This window comes from Neobacillus sp. C211, assembly GCF_051842875.1.
Classification (GTDB): domain Bacteria; phylum Bacillota; class Bacilli; order Bacillales; family Cytobacillaceae; genus Neobacillus.
This window is the reverse complement of sequence record NZ_JBPXRO010000009.1, coordinates 1-20,234: the sequence shown is the minus strand read 5'-3', so window position 1 is coordinate 20,234 and position 20,234 is coordinate 1. Positions and strand designations below refer to the sequence as shown.

The following is a 20,234-nucleotide window of genomic DNA, read 5'->3' as shown; positions in this document are numbered from 1 at the left end:
ATTTACAGAAAGCACCGTGTAAACGGTGCTTCATTACCCTTTTGAAAGGGTAGGAATTATATCTGCCCTGGGTAAAATGCCTCGTTGATTTCCCAAGACTCAACGATCTTGCGGGCTACAGCAGGTTCATATCCCATACCCATAAGGTACGTAATAGCCGCAACTTCTCGTAAGGCATGAGGAAAAGAAGTGTGCTGGGCTTCATGTAATCCATATTGAACAAGAGGTTCAATGTTTCTTAATACGGTGTGTTTATAATGGTGTGGGCTATACTGCTGCTGTTGACTAATGTGATAAGGATTGTATTGGTAAGGGTTATACAAAATACAGTCATCTCCTTAGATAAATAATTTGTAAAGTCATCATTAGTCTATGTGTGTTTTAACATGGGTGAAACGGATCGTGGAAAATTAATAGAGAAATGAGTGGGAGTCGTACCCCTATTAAGCTTTCGGGTGCCTCAGTTAAGAAGCCAAAATAAAGCCGATTCCTTAACCATCAGGAAATCGGCTTTTTAATGGGGTGAAACTTCCCTAGGCGCTAGGGCTAGTTGTACCACTATATTTATGTGAATGAGGATGGACTCCGTCAACTGTCGTCTCTCCGTGAAAATTATGATAATGTCCAACTCCACCAGGTAAGGGAATAGCAGGACCCGTTGTGCCTCGGATTTCATGTTTATGGCCATCATCCAACGAAGTCACGGTAAAGTAATTATGAGTATGTTGTACATCAGTAGCGGCAGGTTCTGTTGCCCCTGTATATCTATGGTCATGCCCTCCCATAAAAGAGGTCACTCCTGAAAAATGATGTCTATGAATAGGTGTGCCGTTCCAAGACGTCAGATATAATTGGTGAGAATGCTCAGTATCCATATCTGAATCACTTGAATGAATGATAAACCCAGTAACCGGAATTTCCATATCTTTTCCCCCTTTTCTAAATCGCTTTTACAATTTATGAAAAAACTAAATCATTCATGTCCTTTTTCGAAATAAACATATGAAAGAAAGAACCCAGAGTAGGCTCTTCCTTTCCATTAAAATTGACTTGACTAGGGGTTTTATTAAAAAAGGTAACTTAATGGTTTTAGGTATTGAATTTAGGCTGGTCCAATGGAATAAGTAGGAGTAAAAGTTACCAGAGCCAGTCTATCGACTGGCCTTTTGGGTAGTTTGAGGTGGAAATGAGGGAGTGGACAGTAAATAGGGGAAAGTGGACAGTAAGTAGATAGAAGTGGACAGTAAAAATCAAAAGTGGACAGTAAAGTGAAGAAAGCGGACAGTAAACCAAGGAATGAAGGCAGTGAAATTTCTTAAGAGTTTTCATTGCCATTTTCTTTGAAATAATTTATGAATAATTGCACTTGTAAAAGAGCCTAATACAGCACTTCCTGCAATATCAGATGGATAATGATGTCCTATCCAGATTCGTGACAATCCCGTTAAAAAAGAAAACCCCAACATAATAGATCCAAGAATGCGTTGATTAAAGAGGACTATTGTTGAAACGGCGAAAGTTAGTAGTGTATGTTTACTTGGAAAGGTCGAATCGAATTTAGAAGGGGTAAGTATCCCTACTCTCCCTTCTATAAATGGACGGGGCTTAAAATAAAATAACTTAATTATAAAATGCATGAATAACGAAATCATGATAGACACGACTGCTTCAATAGTTACATTCCTTTTTTTAAAAAACAAAATCACTAAAATAATGAAGAAAACAAATTTCATCTTTTTGGAAATAAGTATCATTAATTTATCTATTAATAAATGACGCCCGGAAAGCAAATTTATTAAACGAAATAGTTTAACATCCAAGCTTATTCACCTCTGTTTACTGGAAAATTTTGGATAAAACGATAAATAACTTGATTCAATTCACTTGCTGCTTTTGTTGGGACCTGATGTTTAATGCCTTCAACAAAGGTTATTTCATTTTGAGGTAGTTTCGTATGTAGTAGTTGTGCATAACGATAAAATGTTTTATCTCTTCCGCCATAAATGAGGGAAATTGGCATTGTAATGTTCTCTAGTTGATCGGAAATGTTATAGTTCAAACTGTAATCATAGTATTGCAAGATGTTTCTAGCATCACCTTTTTTAGCTTCTAGTAACATCTTGTCGAACAACTCTTTTGTATTTGAATTGCTATTGGATATTGACCGAGCTAATGCAGGCAATGCCCCAATCCTTGCAAGGTTTTTAGCAAGGCGTATTCTGTTTTTTAGACGCCAGTCACTTACCTCAGACATTCCACTAATAATGATTCCACCTAAAGCACGCCCTTTTGATGTTGATAACAAAAATTCCAATAGGATAGATGCCCCTGTTGAATATCCGCATAAAAAGGCTTGCTTTATATCCAGATGGTCCAATAGTTTTTTTATATCCTCAACGATTAATGGATAGGTAACAGGTTTTCTTGAAAAGGGACTCCTTCCATGTCCTCGTATATCAAAGGTGATAACCTGAAAAATACGAGATAGTTCTTCTAACTGGTATATGAAATTCATAGAAGTTAGAACAGGTGGATGAATAAATATGATTGGAATTCCTTTACCTTTAATAGTGTAGTAAAGGGTACTCTCATCAACATCGAGGATTGGCATTATATCACCTCAAATTATTAATACCTTGATTTGCTTTCATTTATTATTGGGTTCATTTTGTTGAATCATACAAAAAAGGCTTGGTCTTCCCAGCTTTTTTACAACTCAAATTCCCATTTAACTGCCCACCGGTAGAGAGGGCACGAATACCACAGGTATCTAGTACTAATGACAATACTTAAGAAAACCCTGCTCAATCGTTAAAAAAAAGAGCATAAATTATGCTCTTTAACATTATGATTTATCCAATCAGTATTTTTTCTTCTGCATAACGGAAATTAGCCTTTTTGTTTGAATGAATTGCTAGTGCAAAAGCCATCGTCAATGGACCAACCCTTCCAATAAACATCATTATTGTAATCAGAATTCTTCCTAAAGGGCTCAACTCCGTAGTAAATCCAGCACTCAATCCTACAGTTCCAAAGGCGGAGACTGTTTCAAATGCTAACTTGGACATATCAGCTCCTTTTTCAGTTATCGTCAGTAAAAAGAAGATAACGAAAATAAAAAGAACTCCAGAAACAGCAATTGATAAAGCTCGAAATACAAGTGAGGTTGGTACTCTACGTTTAAATATATTGATATCTTCCTTGTTGGTTATTACTGACCAAAGAGCGAAAAGCAATAAAGCAAACGTTGTAACTTTGATTCCACCACCTGTTGAACCAGAAGATGCTCCGATAAACATTAATCCCATCATATACACAAGAGAACTTAGAGTCATTTGACTTATATCGATTGTATTAAAGCCTGCTGTACGGGGGACAACTCCCTGAAAATAAGCAGCCCACCATTTGTCTGCTGTTCCCAAACTTCCTAAGGTAGCAGGATTGTTATATTCTAAACCAAAAATGATTAGTGTACTGACAACATTAATCAATAAAGTAAAGAATAAAGCTAGTTTAGTGTGAAGAGAAAACCTTCTCAAATTCTTCTTTTGAAATACATCTGAGACCACAAAAAAACCAATACCACCCAACATAAATAACGAAGTAATGACAATATTTACAGTTGGGTCACCAACCCACTTGCTTAAACTATCTGCTTCAAGTCCAAATCCTGCATTATTAAAGGCAGAAATGGAATGGAATATACCATAGTATATTGCCTTTCCAACACTCATTTCCTGTGCCCATCGAATGGACAAAACTACAGCTCCAAGTGTTTCAACAATTAAAGTAATGATAATGACACGCTGAACTAATTTGATGACACCTCCCAATGTAAAAGTGTTTAATGAATCTTGTAACAACAATCTTTGTTTAAAGCCGATTCTTTTCCCAAGGATAATAAACATCAGTATTCCACTTGTCATAAATCCCCAGCCACCTACTTGAATAAGGAACAGCAAAACGATTTGTCCAAACAAAGTAAATGTAGTGCCAGTATCAACAACGGCTAATCCTGTTACACAGATTGCTGAAGTCGATTCAAATAGGGCATCAATTAAGCTGAGATGATGCCTGTCTTTAGTAGCACCGGGAATCATTAATAAACACGTTCCCAGAAAGATTAACCCCGTAAAACCAAGAATAAGAATATGAGCAGGGTGTAGTTTTATTAGTTTAGGTCTTCTAACGTTTTTGGAAAACGGCATAATTTACTCCTTACCTCAATTTGATTGGAATTTATCACTTAATAATATTCCTTTATCATTACTTCCTCAACTATTCCTAAAGTAAAAATGGCTACGGGAAGTTTTGGGCAATATGAAATTAGACCCAGTTTTTTTGGTATTGACTTAATTGACGAGACCATTTTCATTCTCTGTGGTGAAGTGCCGATTTTTGCACTTCATGGATGGCAAACGGGGCAGGTTTGTTGAAGTACTTTAGTAATCTAAACTGGAAAATAAGGCTGATAAATTAGAAGAGATTTTACATAAATTTGTGGATATAATTTATGTTGTCTGACTATAAGGAGGAAAAAACGTGTTTAATATCGAAAGACCAAGAAGAATACTTTTAGATCTGGCAGTTACTTTAGATGGATTTATTGAAGGTCCAAAAGGGGAAGTAGACTGGTGCATTATGGACCCCGATATGGACTTCAATAATTTCTTAAATCATATTGATACTATTTTATATGGAAGAAAAAGTTATGATTTATGGGGTCAGTATACCCCTGATATTGAAGTTTCTGATACAGAAAAAGAAATTTGGGAATTGGTACATAGTAAAGAGAAATATGTATTTTCCAAAACACAAAAAGAGTCTGAAAATAACGTAAAATTTATAAATGAAAATATTGTGGAAGAAGTAATTAAATTAAAGAATAAGCCTGGAAAAGATATTTGGCTTTATGGTGGGGCAAGTCTTATTACAACCTTTTTAAATCTAGGACTTGTTGATGAATTTAGATTATCTGTTCACCCTATTATTTTGGGAGAAGGAAAACCCTTGTTTATTGACATAAAGAAGCGGGTGAATTTAAAACTGGTTGAAACAAAAAGGTTTCCTTCAGGTGTTGTTCAATTATGTTATCATCTTAATGAGAATCCAAAGTGAAAATTAATAACTAATTCATCTTTCGGGTGTGATTTTTTTTGATGTACTTTAGCTAAAAACATATGTAACAGAATAAATGGTGTTCTAAAAAACAAAACCATCCTAGAAAGGATGGTTTTGGAAAATGGACAAGAATTTTTTATATAACATCATATTCCGACCGCCAGAAAATGTATCTGGGATATCTTATCATTTTTGATAAAGATGCTTACACTTTATTGCTGATTGTACTGAGGTTCTTCCCCTTGAATTTCTTGAAGACGAGGTTCAAGGCTTTCAAGCACGGATTTTGTTTGTTGTGCGGCTTGTTGATAAAGCTGTTTTGCATTCTGGTTATCGGTTGCTAAAGCAAAAGTTTCAAAGCTTGCTTGTGCACCTTTTAAACTTGCTAAAGCGGTTTGAACATCTTTTCCAACTGTCATTTTTTAAACCCTCTTTTCATTGATGTAGTATGCGAATATTTTTGTCTACTCGACTTACTTAAAATGCTCATAAATTTGAAATTTACTCTGCTTGAATAGAAAAAAGCGTCAGAAGGTAACTTAATGGTTTTAGATCCTGAATTTAGGTTGGTCCAATGGAATAAGTAGGAATAAAAATAACCTGATCCAGTCTAGCGACTGGATTTTTGGGTAGTTTGAGGTTGAAATTGTGGGAGTGGACAGTAAACAGGGGAAAGTGGACAGTAAGTAGATAGAAGGGGACAGTAAAATTGCAAAGTGGGCAGTAAAGTGAAGAAAGTCGACAGTAAACTATGAAAAGTGGACAGTAAACCATTGAATGAATCTACTGGATGGCGAAATAGATCTGATAAGCAGCGGAATTCCTGATCAGACCGGCCAAATCCATTATCGCCAAACTATCACTCTGATTTTTGTTGTTGCTATACTTGCTAGAATGGGAATCTAGTATCTTAACCTAAAATTTTCATCCCAGCATGATTAAAAAAGGTAACTAAAATTCTGCCACGGTCCGAGATCCAGTTCAAAAAATAAAAGGTTCTCCATAAGAGGCAAACATAATGACCTTAGCCAGGAAAACCCCCTGGCTTTTTAGCATTCTTGTTAGTAGTTGAACGAAGGGGGAAGGTTATAATAAATCGCACTCGGATTTAATGATCCATTTCAGTAGATACTATCTAGGAAGTTTTTCTAGTCAAATATTAAAAAACGGTATATAATCATTTTATTATTTATGCCTATAAATATAATAGATAGTAATAAATCTAATAAGTTGGTATAAAAATGGAGGGCGAAAAATGAAGTTTCCACATGATTTTTTATTCGGCGCGGCTTCAGCTTCTTATCAAATAGAAGGAGCGTGGAATGAAGACGGTAAAGGGGTAACCAATTGGGATGTCTTTTCAAAAATTCCGGGGAAAACGTATGAGGGCACCAACGGAGATGTAGCGATCGACCATTATCATCGCTACAAAGAAGATATTCGATTAATGGCCGAGATGGGACTGGAATCGTACCGGTTTTCGATTTCATGGGCACGTATTTTGCCAACTGGTGATGGTGAAGTTAATGAAAAAGGCTTGGAATTTTATAATAATGTGATCGATGAATGTTTAAAGTATGGGATTGTTCCATTTGTTACGCTGTATCATTGGGATTTGCCACTTACGCTGGAAGAAGTCGGGGGATGGACGAATAAGCGAACAGCGGAAGCATTCGTCAAGTATGCAGAAATTTGTTTTCGGTCCTTCGGTGACCGCGTTAAACATTGGATTACCTTCAATGAAACCGTTATGTTTACCGGCTTAGGCTATTTAAAAGGGGCGCATCCGCCTGGAATCCAAAACGATGAGAATAAATACTTTCAAGCGACACATTACGTGTTTTATGCCCATGCAAAAGCCGTCGAAGTCTATAAGGGGCTGAATCATTACGGCGAAATTGGGATTACCCATGTATTCTTACCAGCTTACAGCGTAGATGACCAACAGGAGAATATCCTAGCGGCCCGGCATGCCAATGAATATGAAACATTTTGGTATTATGACCCGATTTTAAAAGGAGAATATCCGTCTTATGTGGTGCAGCAATTACAGGAAAAAGGCTGGACGCCAACCTGGACAGAGGAAGAGCTGGATACCTTAAAAAGAAATGCCGGAAAAAATGATTTTATCGGACTGAATTATTACCAGCCGATTCGCGTCGAAAAAAATCACGAAGCCGTTTCAACCATGAAACATTCACGAGAAACATCGACGCTGACTCCTGGCAATCCTTCGTTTGATGGCTTTTATCGGACCGTAAAAATGGAGGATAAAACCTATACGAAATGGGGCTGGGAGATCTCACCGCAAGGATTTTTAGACGGGCTCCATATGTTAAAAGAGCGTTATGGGGATATCAAAATGTATGTAACCGAAAACGGACTCGGTGATGAGGATCCGATCATTGAGGGTGAAATCGTCGATGTTCCTCGGATTAAATATATTGAAGCGCATTTAAAAGTGATTAAGCGTGCCATTCAAGAAGGCATTCATTTAAAAGGGTATTACGCCTGGTCTGTGATTGATCTCCTAAGCTGGTTAAACGGCTATAAAAAGCAATACGGCTTCATTTACGTCGATCACAAGGATCACTTAAACCGAAAGAAAAAGCTGTCGTTTCATTGGTATAAGCAGATCATTGAGACGAGAGGCGAAGAGCTCTAAGTTAAAAAGAAAGCCTCTTGATATTATTCAGGAGGCTTGATGTATAATAAAGTCATTAAATAATGGAACGAAACAATAGGGAGATTATATGGCTGTAAAATATAAAGAAATTGCGGATCAACTAGAACATGAAATTCGGGAAGGAAAATTTGATCACACGAAAAAGCTGCCGACAGAAGATGAACTGATAAATAAATATGAAGTGAGCCGAAATACGATTCGGAAAGCCACTAATCAGCTCGTCAATCGCGGCCACATCTATCAGGTGCAAGGCAGTGGGATGTTTTTACGGGAAAAATCCGAAACCGATACGATCAATTTAGGCAGTCTAAGAGGCTTAACAAAAGATTTGACTTCAAAAAACATTGAGACGAAAATTCTCGATTTACATGTGCTAGAAGCCGATGAAGAGAAAGCAAAACAATTGCGTTGTGAAGTCGGAACCAAGCTTTATTATATCAAGCGGCTCCGGCTCGTAGATCAAGAACCCTTCTCGATTGAAATCAGTTATTTTAAAAAAGACATTGTCCCCTACTTAAACGAAGAGATCGCCTCGAGTTCTATTTATAGTTACCTGATCGACGACTTAAAATTAACGATTGGTTTTGCGGACAAAGTCATCAATTGCGAAAAGATCGATGAAGCCAGTGCGGGATTGCTCCAGGTTCATCCGCTCGATCCTGCATTGATTATTGAAAACACCGTCTGTTTAACGAACGGAACCATCTTTGAATTATCGAAATCCATCTTTCATTATCAAAAAGCAAAAATCTTAAATCGCATCAATTTTAAATAAAAACCGGTTAAGACGCCTGTTCTTAACCGGTTTTTATTTATTGTGTACATATGCCTTTCGCAGAATAAACATATGAAAGAAAGAGCCCATACTAGGCTCTTCCTTCCGAACGATCATTTAAAAATGACGATTTCATTCTCAAATGAAACATGTTCAGATTGTCCCAAAAAACTAAAATGTGGAAAGAACGATAATTAATAGAATGAACAATACAACGATTAAAACAAAGCTGCTGCCGCCATAACCATAACCACCGCCGTAGCCGTAACCGCAAAATCCCATATCTTTTCACCACCTATTTCGTTTGTGGATGTTAAATACCATCTCACCATTATTATATTTTTTACAAGAGAACGTGATTGGACATGCTCCGTTATTTTGAAGAAATCCGCGATCGTACCGTAATTTTTCTTAACCGATAAAAACAAGAAGAAGCGTATGCAAGATGACATACGCTTCATCCAGGGGTGATTCTATATCTGTGCTTGACGGCGGATGAGAGATTCCTGTCTCTCCCTAATAAGCTATGCAAAAGGAATAAGAAGGACTGGACAAGCGTTGAGAAAGGTTAGGAAAATTTTTTGCCTTATTCTCTAGCGGGCTGCTCAGAATACGAGGTATTTTGTTGATTTATGTATGAAAAAAGGACAGGGTTATTCCAGCCTGTCCTTCCTTCAAAAAAGTGACCTGTCACTTTTTTAAATTAGTAGCCTCCCATGAAGGAAGCTCCGATGATGATAAGCAAGATGAAAAGTACAACGATTAACGCAGTTGAACTATTTCTATGTCCATCACTCATGTTTCTCACCCCATTTTGAAAATAACGATTTAAAGCTCAAATGAGACATGTTCAAACTGTTCCAAAAACTAGAATGTTGAAAGTACGATAATTAATAGAATGAACAATACAACGATTAAAACAAAGCTGCTGCCGAAATAACCACCGCCGTAACCGCCTCCACAACCATAGCCCATATCTTCTTCACCACCTATTTGTTATTGAGGAAGTAATTTCCATCCTCTCAATTAATATATTTTTTTCAACGAAACATGATTGGACAAGTCCCCGTTTTGTTATTAAAATCCGCAATCGTACCGTATTTTGATGAACCGTTGAAAATCAAAAAGAAGCGCAGCTGGTGACTTACGCTCCTTTTCGGAGGTAATAATATGTCTGTTTTTTACGGAGGATGAGAGATTCCTGTCTCTCCCTAATAAGCTATGCCAAAGAATTAAAGCGGACTGGACAAGCGCTGAAAAGGGGTGAAATTTTTAAAAAATAATCAAAATGCCTGCTTTTTTATTTTTTTGTCCAAGTATCCACACTTTGATACAAAACCAATCATAGCTTATCTAAGAGAGGATAAAAGCGAGGTGGAAAAGTAATTGGATGGGGATCATCATCATCAAGAACAAAAGCCGGCAAGAGAAATAGACCCTTTTTCAAGATTCATGTTTGGAAACCGTAAACGTAGAGAAACACACAAAGAAAGCGAAAACCATGCAAAAGAAAATCCGGAACAAAACAAACGATCGTCTGTAAATGATTGGTTTTTTGGACGTAGAAAAAAGGAACCTGCAACAGCTCATAAAAACAGGCAGCATCAGACACAAAACACCCAGAATAAAATAGAAAACTTTATGAACAATGTTGATATTGACTTACTTATGCAAACCTATGACACCTTCGTTACGACAACCAAACAATATAAACCACTACTTAAAGAGATCACACCCTTTTTCAGTAAAATTACTCAAAAATTTAAAAAGTAGCTTTTTAGTGCCATGGCTAAAAACTAGAAAATACCTACATTTGAAGTGTAGGTATTTTCTATTGAACCCCCTTTCATAGCTCTACTCCTTTCTAAAAATTGGACAAGTTCACTTTTGTCGAAAAAGTCCGCAATCGCACCGAATATTTTTTCATTTTATTCGATGAGGAGCACCGTATTCAGGTGGGTTTTTTTCATATATTGTCTAATTGCACAAAACCCCAAGATTTTGGCACAAAACCCATTAGAAATGGCACAAAACCCCTTGAGAATGGCACAAAACCTCTTGAAAAGGAATCACCCCCTTTTCTAGTAAGGCTCTTTTCACAAACTTTGTTGCATTTGGAGTTTAATAAGGGTAAAAAACCTTTTCATTGGGAGCGAAGCAGCTTGAAACCTTAATAAAAAATCAAACCCAAATATTTCTTGTTCATATCAGTATAATCTTTCACAAGGTATAGAAAAAAAACCGACCTCCACATATGGAAAATCGGCATTCTCTTCTACATAATTAAATTTTAATCAAGACTTTCGGCTAAGCGTTTATCCTGTGGTCATAGTTCTCCCTAATCCGCTTCATATCTTCAATTGGAGGAAAACCAAACATTCGTGAATATTCACGGCTGAATTGCGATGGGCTTTCATAGCCTACACGATATGCCACAGCAGTGGCATCCGTGGACTCAGATAATAACAGACGACGAGCTTCCTGTAGTTTTAATTGTTTTTGAAATTGAATAGGACTCATTGCAGTTACTTCTTTAAAATGCTTATGAAACGAGGACACACTCATATTGGCTGTTTCTGCAAGCTCTTCAACCTTAAAAGGTTTATCATAGTTAGTCATTATTTGTTGGATGGCATTTTTAATGTGATAGGTACTGTTGCCCTTTATTACAATTTTCTTCAGCGTATCACCATGTTCCCCCTTCAGAACTCTATAGATAACTTCTTTTGTGAACAGAGGAGCAAGTGTAGGAATATCTTCTGGGGTATCTAGAAGTCGAACTAACCTCACTACTGCATCCAACAAAGATGGATTTAGTTTGCTGACAAACATGCCTCGCCCTGAATTTCCTTCTGAAGCAGATGAAAAGTTGACATCGCCTAAAACTTCCAGAATTTCATTTGTAGTAAGTTCTAGTATAAATCCTAGATAAGGATTCTCAGGAGAGGTTTCAATGATTTGGCTTGTAGCTGGCAAGTCGACAGATGCAACAAGGTAATCTCCAGGACCATATCTAAAGTCCTCCATTCCTACCAATACTTCTTTCACACCTTGAGCCGTAATGCAAAGGGATGGCTTATAAACCCCATAGTTGGGATCTTTATCAGTAGAAGAACGACGAACAAAAAACAAAGAAGGAATAGCAGTCTCATGAACACCGTTCGTGCCTGTATGACGCTCGATGGCTCTTGCTAGTTCAGTTTGCTGAGTTAATGTTTTCTCTTGCATAAATTCTCCCCTTCTCCTGGTGATTCGTATGTAAATTATAATTTGTAATATACAGTTCTGTAAATGCACCTTAAGAGGATTAGGCAAACATTGAACACGAATAGGTTATAGGTTTTCTTTCAATTTGATTATAATAAATAGTGGTTCAACAAGATCTACAAATTCTAGGGTTTATCCATAAAATTAAAATAACTGGAGGATTTTACATGCAAAAAGTAACTTTGAACAATGGTGTTGAGATGCCTAAACTAGGCTTTGGTGTTTTTCAAATGAATGATGAAAAGGAATGTGAACAAGCTGTTCTTGACGCAATAAATGCAGGTTATCGTCTGATTGATACAGCAGCTTCTTATCTAAATGAAGAAGCAGTAGGCAGAGCAATCAAGCGAAGTGGTGTGCCAAGAGAGGAATTGTTTATTACTACAAAACTCTGGGTTCAGGATACTGGTTATGAGAGCACAAAAAAAGCATTCGCAAGAGCACTGGAAAGACTTCAATTGGATTATTTGGACTTGTATTTAATTCACCAGCCGTTTGGTGATGTTCACGGTTCTTGGCGTGCGATGGAGGAATTGTACCGTGAAGGTAAAATCAATGCTATCGGAGTGAGTAACTTTCATCCAGACCGCTTGATCGATTTAATCATTCATAATGAAGTTGTTCCTGCAGTTAACCAGGTCGAAACACATGTATTCAATCAACAAATTGAAAGCAATAACTTTATGAAAGAAAACAATGTCCAAATTGAGTCTTGGGGACCATTTGCTGAAGGAAAAAATAACTTCTTCCAGAACGAAATTTTAGTATCAATCGCTGAAAAGTATAATAAATCCGTGGCTCAGGTGGCTTTACGTTGGCTAACACAAAGAGGCGTTGTTGCGATCCCGAAGTCTGTTCGTAAGGAAAGAATCGTCGAAAACTTCAATATCTTTGACTTTGAACTAAGCATTGAGGATATGGAGAAGATTGCTACGTTAGATACTAAGGAGAGCTTGTTCTTTTCGCATAGAGACCCTGAAATGGTGAAATGGATTGGTACCCGTAAATTGGATATTTAATTATATCACCAATCGTTTAAAATCTTTAACTAACTGGTAGCATTACTGGAACATCGGTAATGCTTTTTCTTATTGAAGTAACGGAGCAGTTTAGTTGAAGATCGATTTTAACTTGTGTTCAACAATCGGGCCAGATTGTGTAGGACTTTCCCCATTGGAATATTATAATATCCTCGATTTACATTAGATGGAAATGGAAAGGTAATCAAGAGTCAGGAGTGTAAAATGAAAATTTTATTAATTAACAATTTTCTTCTCGTTTGAAATATAATTTGAGAAAAAAGCACTTTCTAGTGGTTCTAAAGCATTGGGGAAAGGTGGTAATAATTACTGGAATTATTTCTTTACTGTTCGTTCTCAAAATGATATCATAGGCTGTGTAAGGAGGGGAATAAACCATATTTTTTTAAAGTAATGGGAATGTTCATTCTCGAAAGTAGCTTCGCATGAATTCATACATGGTTTCATAATTGCGCGTAGATATGTTGGATGAGAACAAAAGGATTGTCACACCTGGAAAAACACTGGAATATTCAGACCGCTGAAATCCCGGGTGGCTTCGGATTCCAAACTTGCTGGTTCTAATGCTTTCCAAATGAACCTCCCAGTACTTTCAAAGACTTTTTTAACGAACGTTCTCAAATATGCTATAATGCGTTCGAAGGGAGGGGATAGCATGGCTAGAAACAAAGAATATGATGAGAATGAAGTATTACGAAAAGCTATGGAACTTTTTTGGAAACAAGGCTATGAAAAAACCTCCATGCAAGATTTGGTCACGCATATGGGCATCCATCGCAGAAGCCTGTATGATACGTTTGGAGACAAGCATGCGTTGTTCATGAAAGCATTGGAACGCTATGGCGAGATAGTAGAAACCAAAATGGACACGCAAGTAAAGCCGCTGGATTCGGTCAAGCAGGCCATCAGGCGTTTATTTGAGATGGCGATCCATCAAAACGAACAACAACCGATCGGATGCTTGACAGTGAATACAGCAGTTGAATTGTCCTTGCATGACGAAGAAGTAACAGAAAAGGTTGTGGAGGGTTTTTCCAAGACAGAAAGTCTGCTGTACGAGCTATTGTTGCGTGGTCAACAATCAGGGGAAGTATCCGATCATCATGATGTGGAAAGGCTCACTCAGTTTATCCATAATTCGTTAGTGGGATTACGCGTATTGGTGAAAACCACTGATGACAAACAAAAACTGGAAAACATTATCGACATGACACTGTCTGTCTTGGATTAAGTTTTCTTTTTTTGATATTTCGAGAATGTTCGTTCTCGAATCATAAGTGAGTCCCGCTGCGCCCGCACTTTTTAGGAAGCTAACAAGCCAAGCGAGTAAGGGGAAAGATATGATAGGAACGAAAATAGGGATTATTCGGCAAATAAAAGAACGAAGCGAAGATACGTTAGGTTTACTTGCTATTGGATTCGTGAAGGAATTCTATATTATTGAGGTAACAAAATGGGGGTGTTCCTATGAATAATAATGAAGAGAGTTTCTGTTCTCATTCTGTTCAATCTTTGTTCGAACCTTTTACAATCGGAAATTTAACGTTGCCTAACCGCATCGTGATGTCTCCGATGACTCGAGGTTTTTCTCCAGACGGGGTACCTGGGCCAGATGTAGCATCTTATTACCGCCGTCGCGCTGAGAACGGTGTCGGTTTAATCATAACCGAAGGTACCTTAATTAACCATCCGGCAGCGGCGAGCGATCCCAACTGGCCGAACTTCCATGGCGAAGATTCACTAAAAGGATGGTCGCAGGTAGTGGATGCTGTACATGAAGCTGGCGGGCGAATTATTCCGCAACTTTGGCATGTTGGTATGCGACGTAAGATAGGTGATCTACCGAATCATGATGCGCTGCCGATTGGACCATCAGGTCTTACCGCATCAGGTGACAAGGTAACTGATCCAATGAACGAATCGGAGATTTCAGCAGTGATTGATGCTTATGCGCAAGCAGCTACAGATGCTAAACATCTGGGTTTTGACGGGATCGAACTTCACGGTGCACACGGATATTTGATCGACCAATTCTTTTGGGAGAAAACCAATAAACGCACCGACCATTATGGTGGCGACATAGTCAAACGGACTCGTTTTGCTGTAGAAATAATCGAAGCTTGCCGTCGGGCAGTTGGATCAGACTTTCCCATTATATTACGCTTTTCCCAATGGAAGAGTGAGGATTATACAGCGAAACTAGCGGAAAGTCCAGCTCAGCTCGAACAGTTTTTAACTCCGCTAGTTAATGCTGGTGTCGATATTTTTCACTGCTCGACCCGTCGTTTCTGGGAACCTGAGTTTGAAGGCTCTAACCTTAATCTAGCGGGTTGGACCAAAAAGCTCACAGGCAAGCCTACCATCACTGTTGGTTCTGTAGGGTTAGACAGTGAGTTTTCAAGAGCTTCATTTGAAGGCAAACGGGCCAATAACGCTGATATTAGTAAGTTAATTGACATGCTTGAAAGAGATGAATTCGATTTAGTAGCAGTTGGGCGAGCATTACTAGCTGATCCTGCTTGGGTGACCAAGATACGCGACGGAAGAACAGACGAACTTGTGCCCTTTACTGGAGAGGCATTACAAACGCTTGTTTAAGTCATCGATACCACAATATCAAGGATAACAACCTAATTTCTAACTACCGAGCGATTCGTTCGAAAGGGGACAATACAATGTCAACATTTACTATTCCAACCACATCTAAATATGTCGAAGCCGATGGAATTCGGTTTGCCTATAGAAAGTTTGGCCAAGAAACAGGAATTCCGCTAGTTTTCTTCATTCACTTCCGCGGAACAATGGAAAACTGGGATCCTAATATGATTGGTGTTTTAGCTGAAAGTCGACCAATTATTCTTTTTGATAATGCTGGTGTCGGTGAATCCAGTGGTGAAACCCCATCTACTATAGCTGAAATGGCCAAAAATGCAGCGTCCTTCATTCTTGCACTTGGTTTGCGACAGGTCGATGTACTTGGCTTCTCAATTGGTGGGTTCGTAGCTCAGGAGTTAGTATTGCAACGGCCGGATTTAATTCGCCGCTTAGTATTGGCGGGTACCGCTCCACAATCAGGCGTTGGTCTCCATTTTCGGTACGATGTATATGTGGCAGGCACTAACGAAGATGCTAATGGCTCCTTCGAAAGATTCATGTTCCTTTTTTATCCTCCGACCGAAATCGGTCGGGTGGCTGGAGCTGCTTCACTGAAGCGTATTAGTGCCCAGAAAAAAATTGGAAGTTCGTTGCAGGTACGCGACGCACAATTGAAGGCGATAGAACAGTGGGCTGAACGGGTGCCTCACCAATCGTATGAGTGGTTACATAAGATTAAGCAACCAGTGCTTGTAACCAACGGGGTTGAGGATATCATGGTCCCTACCGAAAATAGTTACATTCTTGCTCAGCAACTACCTAACGCACAGCTTATCATTTACCCAGATGCCGGACATGGACACCTGTTCCAATATCCCAAACTGTTTGCCGAACATGTAAAGCTTTTTCTTGATGCCTAGTCTTCGATGAGTTCTACTTGTTCGAAAGAATTGACATTATTTGCCTTATCGTTTAATGCTATACCCACAGTACGCATGAGCAATACAATGGAACTGCACCCTCGATGGACATCTTCACCTGCGTCGTTGAAAAATACTCTTAAAAATTAAAATTTATTATTTAGGAGGCGTGGATAATGAATCACTTAGAAAACTTAAAGAAAATGATGACGGGTGAAATACCCGCCCCCCCAGTTGCACAAGTACTTGGTTTTAAGGTGATAGATGCTGAAGAAGGTAAAGTTGTTGTTGAAATAGAAGCTTCTGAAAGATTGCATAATCCGATGGGCACGCTACATGGTGGGATACTTTGTGATATTGCTGATGCTGCGATGGGATTAGCTTTTGCTAGTACGCTTGCTGAAGATGAACTTTTTACGACGATGGAAATTAAATTGAATTTCCTTAAACCTGTTTTTAAAGCGAAACTTCGAGCTGAGGGGAAATTAATTAAAAAAGGTGCCACAGTTGGGCTACTAGAATGTCATGTATATGATGAAAAAGGGAGTCTTGTCGCTCATTCAACTTGTACGTGTATGATTTTAAAAGGAAATTCTGAACAAAAAAGAGTAGAGAAGTGAAGTTTTGAAGGAATAGAGAATTCAACCTTTTTTTCACGAATTATTTATGTACAAATAAAATGAAGATTAAATTCACGAAGGGATCTGGTGAAGAAAATGACTAATTTTCAAGCAATGGTATTAGATAAAGTAAATGATCAAACAAAGTTAGAAATTAAACAATTAAGTATGGATGATCTTCCTGAAGGGGAAGTAACCATTCGAGTAGCATATTCTAGTGTGAACTTTAAAGACGGTGCAGTAGCTATCCTAAATAAGTTCGTAACCTCCTATCCGATAGTACCAGGAATCGATTTAGCTGGAACGATTATTGATTCAAAAGATGAACGATTTAAAACAGGTGATGAAGTCATTGTTACTAGCTACCAATTAGGAACAGGACATTTTGGCGGATTTAGTGAAATCGCACGTGTACCTGCGGAGTGGGTTGTTCCGCTTCCAACAGGATTATCTTTAAAGGAATCCATGATTCTTGGAACAGCTGGGTTTACAGCAGCATTAGCCGTTCAAAGACTTGAAGATAATGGATTAGAACCGAGCTATGGTCCTGTTTTAGTTGCAGGCGCTACTGGAGGGGTCGGCAGTATTGCTGTAAATATCTTAGCTAAAAAAGGTTATGATGTTGTTGCTAGTACAGGAAAAACAGATCAAGAAGAATATTTGAAAGGATTAGGTGCGAAACAAATCATTCATCGTGATGAAATTGTAGATAACGACAATCAGCCAGTGCGTGAAGAAAAGTGGGCTGGGGCTGTTGATCCTGTTGGTGGGAAAACACTCCAATACATTCTAAGTACATTGAAATATGGCGGATCTGTAGCTACATGTGGTTTTACAGGTGGCAGCGATGTTTCCACAACCGTTTTCCCTCATATTTCAAGAGGTATTAATTGGCTTGGTGTTGACTCGGTTGAATATCCAATGGAGAAGCGTTTGAATGTCTGGAATCGTCTAGGTGATGATTTGAAACCAACAAAATTAAATAAAGAAATGGTAAATGAAATCTCATTAAAAGAGCTTCCAGAAGTATTAGGCACTATATTACAAGGAAAAGTACGTGGAAGAATTCTTGTTAAACTATAAATTGTTCAAGTTATAACAAAACATATAAAATATTCAATCAATGGTCTTTCTGTAATTTAAAATGAAAGAGTATAAGAAGTATCTACTAGTATCCTCTTTCTCTTTTACTTATTACTGCAATTATAAGGGGAATGTTTACCAGCACAGAAGAACTTTTTCATGATCAGCAGAGTAATAGTAAGGAAAAGATTACGCCATCTTAAAGAAAGTCAATCCAAATTAACCATAGCCAAACACAAAAAGTCGATTCCTTAGCGTTACAGGAATTCGACTTTTTAGGTTGAAATTCGCTTAGCCTACAAAATTTCCGAAATGTTGGCCGACACCTATTAGGAATAGCAATTATTTTATCATTACTTGCCCTTCGCTAGTAATATTTGGGCTTATACTTTCATTTGTGGGATTTATAATCTCAATTGTTTCGTATTTATAGGTGAAGCAAAAAAAGTAAAAGGCTTCTTGAAGTAATCCAGCTATTATAACCACATCTATTTATTCAAGAATCGGGCGCTTTTCTTTAGTAAGAAGGCGTCTTTTTTTATATGCTCCTACACAAAGGATTGTGAAGATTTTCACTTAAACTATAGGGTGCTAGAGTTGAAGACAGGGGCTGTCAATATGGCAGCCTTTTCTTGTTCGACTAAAGGGGCAGGTTAATGGAAAAAGGAAAAAGAAGCATTTACCTTTTACTACTATTGATTCTATTTTCTATCTAATATATAATAGGAAAAATTAATTTACTTTATATAAAATTCTATGAAGAGAAAGAGTACGTTATTGTTTCTGTTCCAAAGAGAGCTGGTGTTTTGCTGAAAACCAGTGTTCAGATAATAACCGAAAATCATCTCTGAGAAGTAAAGCCGAATGTTTAGTAAGCTTTATCGGTTTCCTCCGTTACAAGGGACAACGTATTATTGTACGTTTGTAAAGGGTAATAAAATGTTTTCAAACATCTTATTAAACAAGAGTGGTACCGCGAGTTTCAATCTCGTCTCTTACTGAGACGGGATTTTTTGTTTTTTAGCAAACAAAAATCTAAGAAAAGCAGGTGAAGGCGTAATGAAGACGCTACTATTTGTAACAGATTTATATTATGAAGCAAAAGGAAGAAACTATTATGAAGAGGATTTATTTCTAACTTCAAAACTTAGAGAAGCCTTTAACTTAGTCATCTGTCATCCTGAAGATATTGAAGGATTTGAAGATAATGCTGATTTAATTGTTTTCCGAAATGCAGGTCCAGTCGCAAATTTTAAAGACAAATATGAAGCATTCCGCAGCCGAATTGTTTCTAAACATTTAAACACATATAATTCGTTTGATGGGAAGGCTGATATGAACGGAAAAGAATATTTAATTGAACTAACAAATGCTCATTTTCCTGTTATTCCAACCATTGATACCCTTGATTCCCTAAATAAACTTCCTAGTGTAGACACGTATATCGTAAAGCCGAAAGATGGAGCAGACTCTATCGGGATGGAATTTGTTACAAAAGATGAACTGAGTGAAAAAGTTAATTCAGGATCGAAAGATACATTGGTACAACCATTTCTCAATTTTGAATATGAAGTCTCATTTTATTTTATCGACAAAGAATTTCAGTATGCTCTTTATGCACCAGATAAAGATAAAAGATGGGAATTGAAAGAGTATGTACCTACGGAAGAAGATTTAGCTTTTGCTAAACGATTTATTGAATGGAACAATCTTGATTGGGGAATTCAACGAGTTGATGCTTGTCGGAATGAGCAAGGGGAGCTTTTATTAGTCGAATTGGAAGATTTAAACCCTTACCTTTCCCTATTAGAATTATCTGCTGAAACACGTCAGAATTTTGTAGAAGCAATGAAAAAATCATTACAAAAAGCTCTCCAAGCCTAATCATAATCAAATAGTTTATTAAGCTAACGGGTGCAAGAGTTAAATGATGGGATCGCTGCGGCGATCTTTTTCTTGTGTAACTAACGGGCAGGTTAGTGAAATAACAATATAGAAAAAATTCTTTATCTGTACAGCGACTAGGAATTGTAACCAAAAAGTTTAATATAAATGAATGATGTACTATATTTTTGATAATAGTGGGTGAATTGGATGAGTCAAGATTTGGCGGATTTTTCAAATGAA

22 protein-coding genes and 1 other annotated feature are annotated in these 20,234 nt (G+C 37.6%); of the genes, 12 read left to right on the top strand and 10 right to left on the bottom strand.

Annotated elements, in window-relative coordinates; genetic code table 11:
• Window positions 1-56 precede the first annotated feature (56 nt).
• From ACSU6B_RS10360 to ACSU6B_RS10340, 5 genes are all read right to left on the bottom strand, one after another.
• Window positions 57-323 (bottom strand): hypothetical protein, encoded by a 267-nt coding sequence (locus ACSU6B_RS10360; protein WP_410884958.1) that lies wholly within the window; start codon window positions 321-323, stop codon window positions 57-59.
• Between the two features lie 210 nt (window positions 324-533).
• Complete coding sequence (locus ACSU6B_RS10355) at window positions 534-923, bottom strand: YmaF family protein (protein ID WP_410884956.1); 390 nt, start codon at window positions 921-923, stop codon at window positions 534-536.
• A 402-nt stretch (window positions 924-1,325) separates the two neighbouring features.
• Complete coding sequence (locus tag ACSU6B_RS10350; protein WP_410884954.1) at window positions 1,326-1,820, bottom strand: undecaprenyl-diphosphatase; 495 nt, start codon at window positions 1,818-1,820, stop codon at window positions 1,326-1,328.
• A gap of 2 nt (window positions 1,821-1,822) precedes the next feature.
• Window positions 1,823-2,611, bottom strand: coding sequence for an alpha/beta fold hydrolase (locus ACSU6B_RS10345; RefSeq protein WP_410884952.1), 789 nt, complete (start codon window positions 2,609-2,611; stop codon window positions 1,823-1,825).
• 241 nt (window positions 2,612-2,852) lie between these two features.
• Entirely contained in the window at window positions 2,853-4,208 is a 1,356-nt protein-coding gene (locus ACSU6B_RS10340) for a TrkH family potassium uptake protein (protein ID WP_410884950.1), read from the bottom strand.
• A 334-nt stretch (window positions 4,209-4,542) separates the two neighbouring features.
• Here ACSU6B_RS10340 and ACSU6B_RS10335 point away from each other — a divergent pair, with 334 nt between their 5' ends.
• Window positions 4,543-5,118 (top strand): dihydrofolate reductase family protein, encoded by a 576-nt coding sequence (locus ACSU6B_RS10335; RefSeq protein ID WP_410884948.1) that lies wholly within the window; start codon window positions 4,543-4,545, stop codon window positions 5,116-5,118.
• A 215-nt stretch (window positions 5,119-5,333) separates the two neighbouring features.
• Here ACSU6B_RS10335 and ACSU6B_RS10330 read toward each other — a convergent pair whose 3' ends face one another.
• Window positions 5,334-5,540: a DUF1657 domain-containing protein gene (locus tag ACSU6B_RS10330; RefSeq protein ID WP_410884946.1), complete on the bottom strand. Its 207-nt coding sequence runs from the start codon at window positions 5,538-5,540 to the stop codon at window positions 5,334-5,336.
• An 836-nt stretch (window positions 5,541-6,376) separates the two neighbouring features.
• On the opposite strand from ACSU6B_RS10330, the gene ACSU6B_RS10325 reads away from it, so the two are divergent.
• Complete coding sequence (locus ACSU6B_RS10325) at window positions 6,377-7,786, top strand: GH1 family beta-glucosidase (protein WP_410884944.1); 1,410 nt, start codon at window positions 6,377-6,379, stop codon at window positions 7,784-7,786.
• A gap of 88 nt (window positions 7,787-7,874) precedes the next feature.
• Window positions 7,875-8,582, top strand: a complete 708-nt coding sequence (locus tag ACSU6B_RS10320; RefSeq protein WP_410884942.1) for a GntR family transcriptional regulator — start codon at window positions 7,875-7,877, stop codon at window positions 8,580-8,582.
• 171 nt (window positions 8,583-8,753) lie between these two features.
• Here the strand turns inward: ACSU6B_RS10320 and ACSU6B_RS10315 are convergent, their stop codons facing one another.
• The 3 genes from ACSU6B_RS10315 to ACSU6B_RS10305 form a co-directional block, all read right to left on the bottom strand.
• On the bottom strand, window positions 8,754-8,864 hold the full coding sequence (locus ACSU6B_RS10315) for a YjcZ family sporulation protein (RefSeq protein WP_410884940.1): 111 nt from the start codon (window positions 8,862-8,864) through the stop codon (window positions 8,754-8,756).
• A gap of 421 nt (window positions 8,865-9,285) precedes the next feature.
• Window positions 9,286-9,381, bottom strand: coding sequence for a YjcZ family sporulation protein (locus ACSU6B_RS10310; RefSeq protein ID WP_214711879.1), 96 nt, complete (start codon window positions 9,379-9,381; stop codon window positions 9,286-9,288).
• A 68-nt stretch (window positions 9,382-9,449) separates the two neighbouring features.
• Window positions 9,450-9,557 (bottom strand): YjcZ family sporulation protein, encoded by a 108-nt coding sequence (locus tag ACSU6B_RS10305; protein ID WP_410884938.1) that lies wholly within the window; start codon window positions 9,555-9,557, stop codon window positions 9,450-9,452.
• Between the two features lie 411 nt (window positions 9,558-9,968).
• Between ACSU6B_RS10305 and ACSU6B_RS10300 the strand changes: the two genes are divergently transcribed.
• Window positions 9,969-10,355, top strand: a complete 387-nt coding sequence (locus tag ACSU6B_RS10300; RefSeq protein WP_410884936.1) for a hypothetical protein — start codon at window positions 9,969-9,971, stop codon at window positions 10,353-10,355.
• 534 nt (window positions 10,356-10,889) lie between these two features.
• Here ACSU6B_RS10300 and ACSU6B_RS10295 read toward each other — a convergent pair.
• Entirely contained in the window at window positions 10,890-11,810 is a 921-nt protein-coding gene (locus tag ACSU6B_RS10295; protein ID WP_410884934.1) for an AraC family transcriptional regulator, read from the bottom strand.
• A 206-nt stretch (window positions 11,811-12,016) separates the two neighbouring features.
• Between ACSU6B_RS10295 and ACSU6B_RS10290 the strand changes: the two genes are divergently transcribed.
• The 8 genes from ACSU6B_RS10290 to ACSU6B_RS10255 all read left to right on the top strand — a co-directional run bounded on the left by ACSU6B_RS10290 (window position 12,017) and on the right by ACSU6B_RS10255 (window position 19,991).
• Entirely contained in the window at window positions 12,017-12,868 is an 852-nt protein-coding gene (locus ACSU6B_RS10290; RefSeq protein ID WP_410884932.1) for an aldo/keto reductase, read from the top strand.
• A gap of 676 nt (window positions 12,869-13,544) precedes the next feature.
• Window positions 13,545-14,120 carry a TetR/AcrR family transcriptional regulator gene (locus ACSU6B_RS10285; protein ID WP_410884930.1) on the top strand — a complete coding sequence of 192 codons (576 nt, stop codon included), beginning with the start codon at window positions 13,545-13,547 and terminating at the stop codon, window positions 14,118-14,120.
• A 109-nt stretch (window positions 14,121-14,229) separates the two neighbouring features.
• Window positions 14,230-14,364 carry a hypothetical protein gene (locus tag ACSU6B_RS10280; RefSeq protein ID WP_410884928.1) on the top strand — a complete coding sequence of 45 codons (135 nt, stop codon included), beginning with the start codon at window positions 14,230-14,232 and terminating at the stop codon, window positions 14,362-14,364.
• Window positions 14,357-15,487, top strand: a complete 1,131-nt coding sequence (locus ACSU6B_RS10275) for an NADH:flavin oxidoreductase (protein WP_410884926.1) — start codon at window positions 14,357-14,359, stop codon at window positions 15,485-15,487. The genes ACSU6B_RS10280 and ACSU6B_RS10275 overlap by 8 nt, the downstream gene beginning before the upstream one ends.
• A 77-nt stretch (window positions 15,488-15,564) precedes the next feature.
• Window positions 15,565-16,404, top strand: coding sequence for an alpha/beta fold hydrolase (locus ACSU6B_RS10270; RefSeq protein WP_410884924.1), 840 nt, complete (start codon window positions 15,565-15,567; stop codon window positions 16,402-16,404).
• A 176-nt stretch (window positions 16,405-16,580) separates the two neighbouring features.
• Complete coding sequence (locus tag ACSU6B_RS10265; protein WP_410884922.1) at window positions 16,581-17,024, top strand: PaaI family thioesterase; 444 nt, start codon at window positions 16,581-16,583, stop codon at window positions 17,022-17,024.
• 96 nt (window positions 17,025-17,120) lie between these two features.
• Window positions 17,121-18,107, top strand: coding sequence for an acrylyl-CoA reductase family protein (locus tag ACSU6B_RS10260; protein ID WP_410884920.1), 987 nt, complete (start codon window positions 17,121-17,123; stop codon window positions 18,105-18,107).
• A gap of 747 nt (window positions 18,108-18,854) precedes the next feature.
• Window positions 18,855-19,106: a binding site (T-box leader), on the top strand.
• A gap of 60 nt (window positions 19,107-19,166) precedes the next feature.
• Complete coding sequence (locus ACSU6B_RS10255; protein ID WP_410884918.1) at window positions 19,167-19,991, top strand: hypothetical protein; 825 nt, start codon at window positions 19,167-19,169, stop codon at window positions 19,989-19,991.
• The last annotated feature ends 243 nt before the right edge of the window (window positions 19,992-20,234 follow it).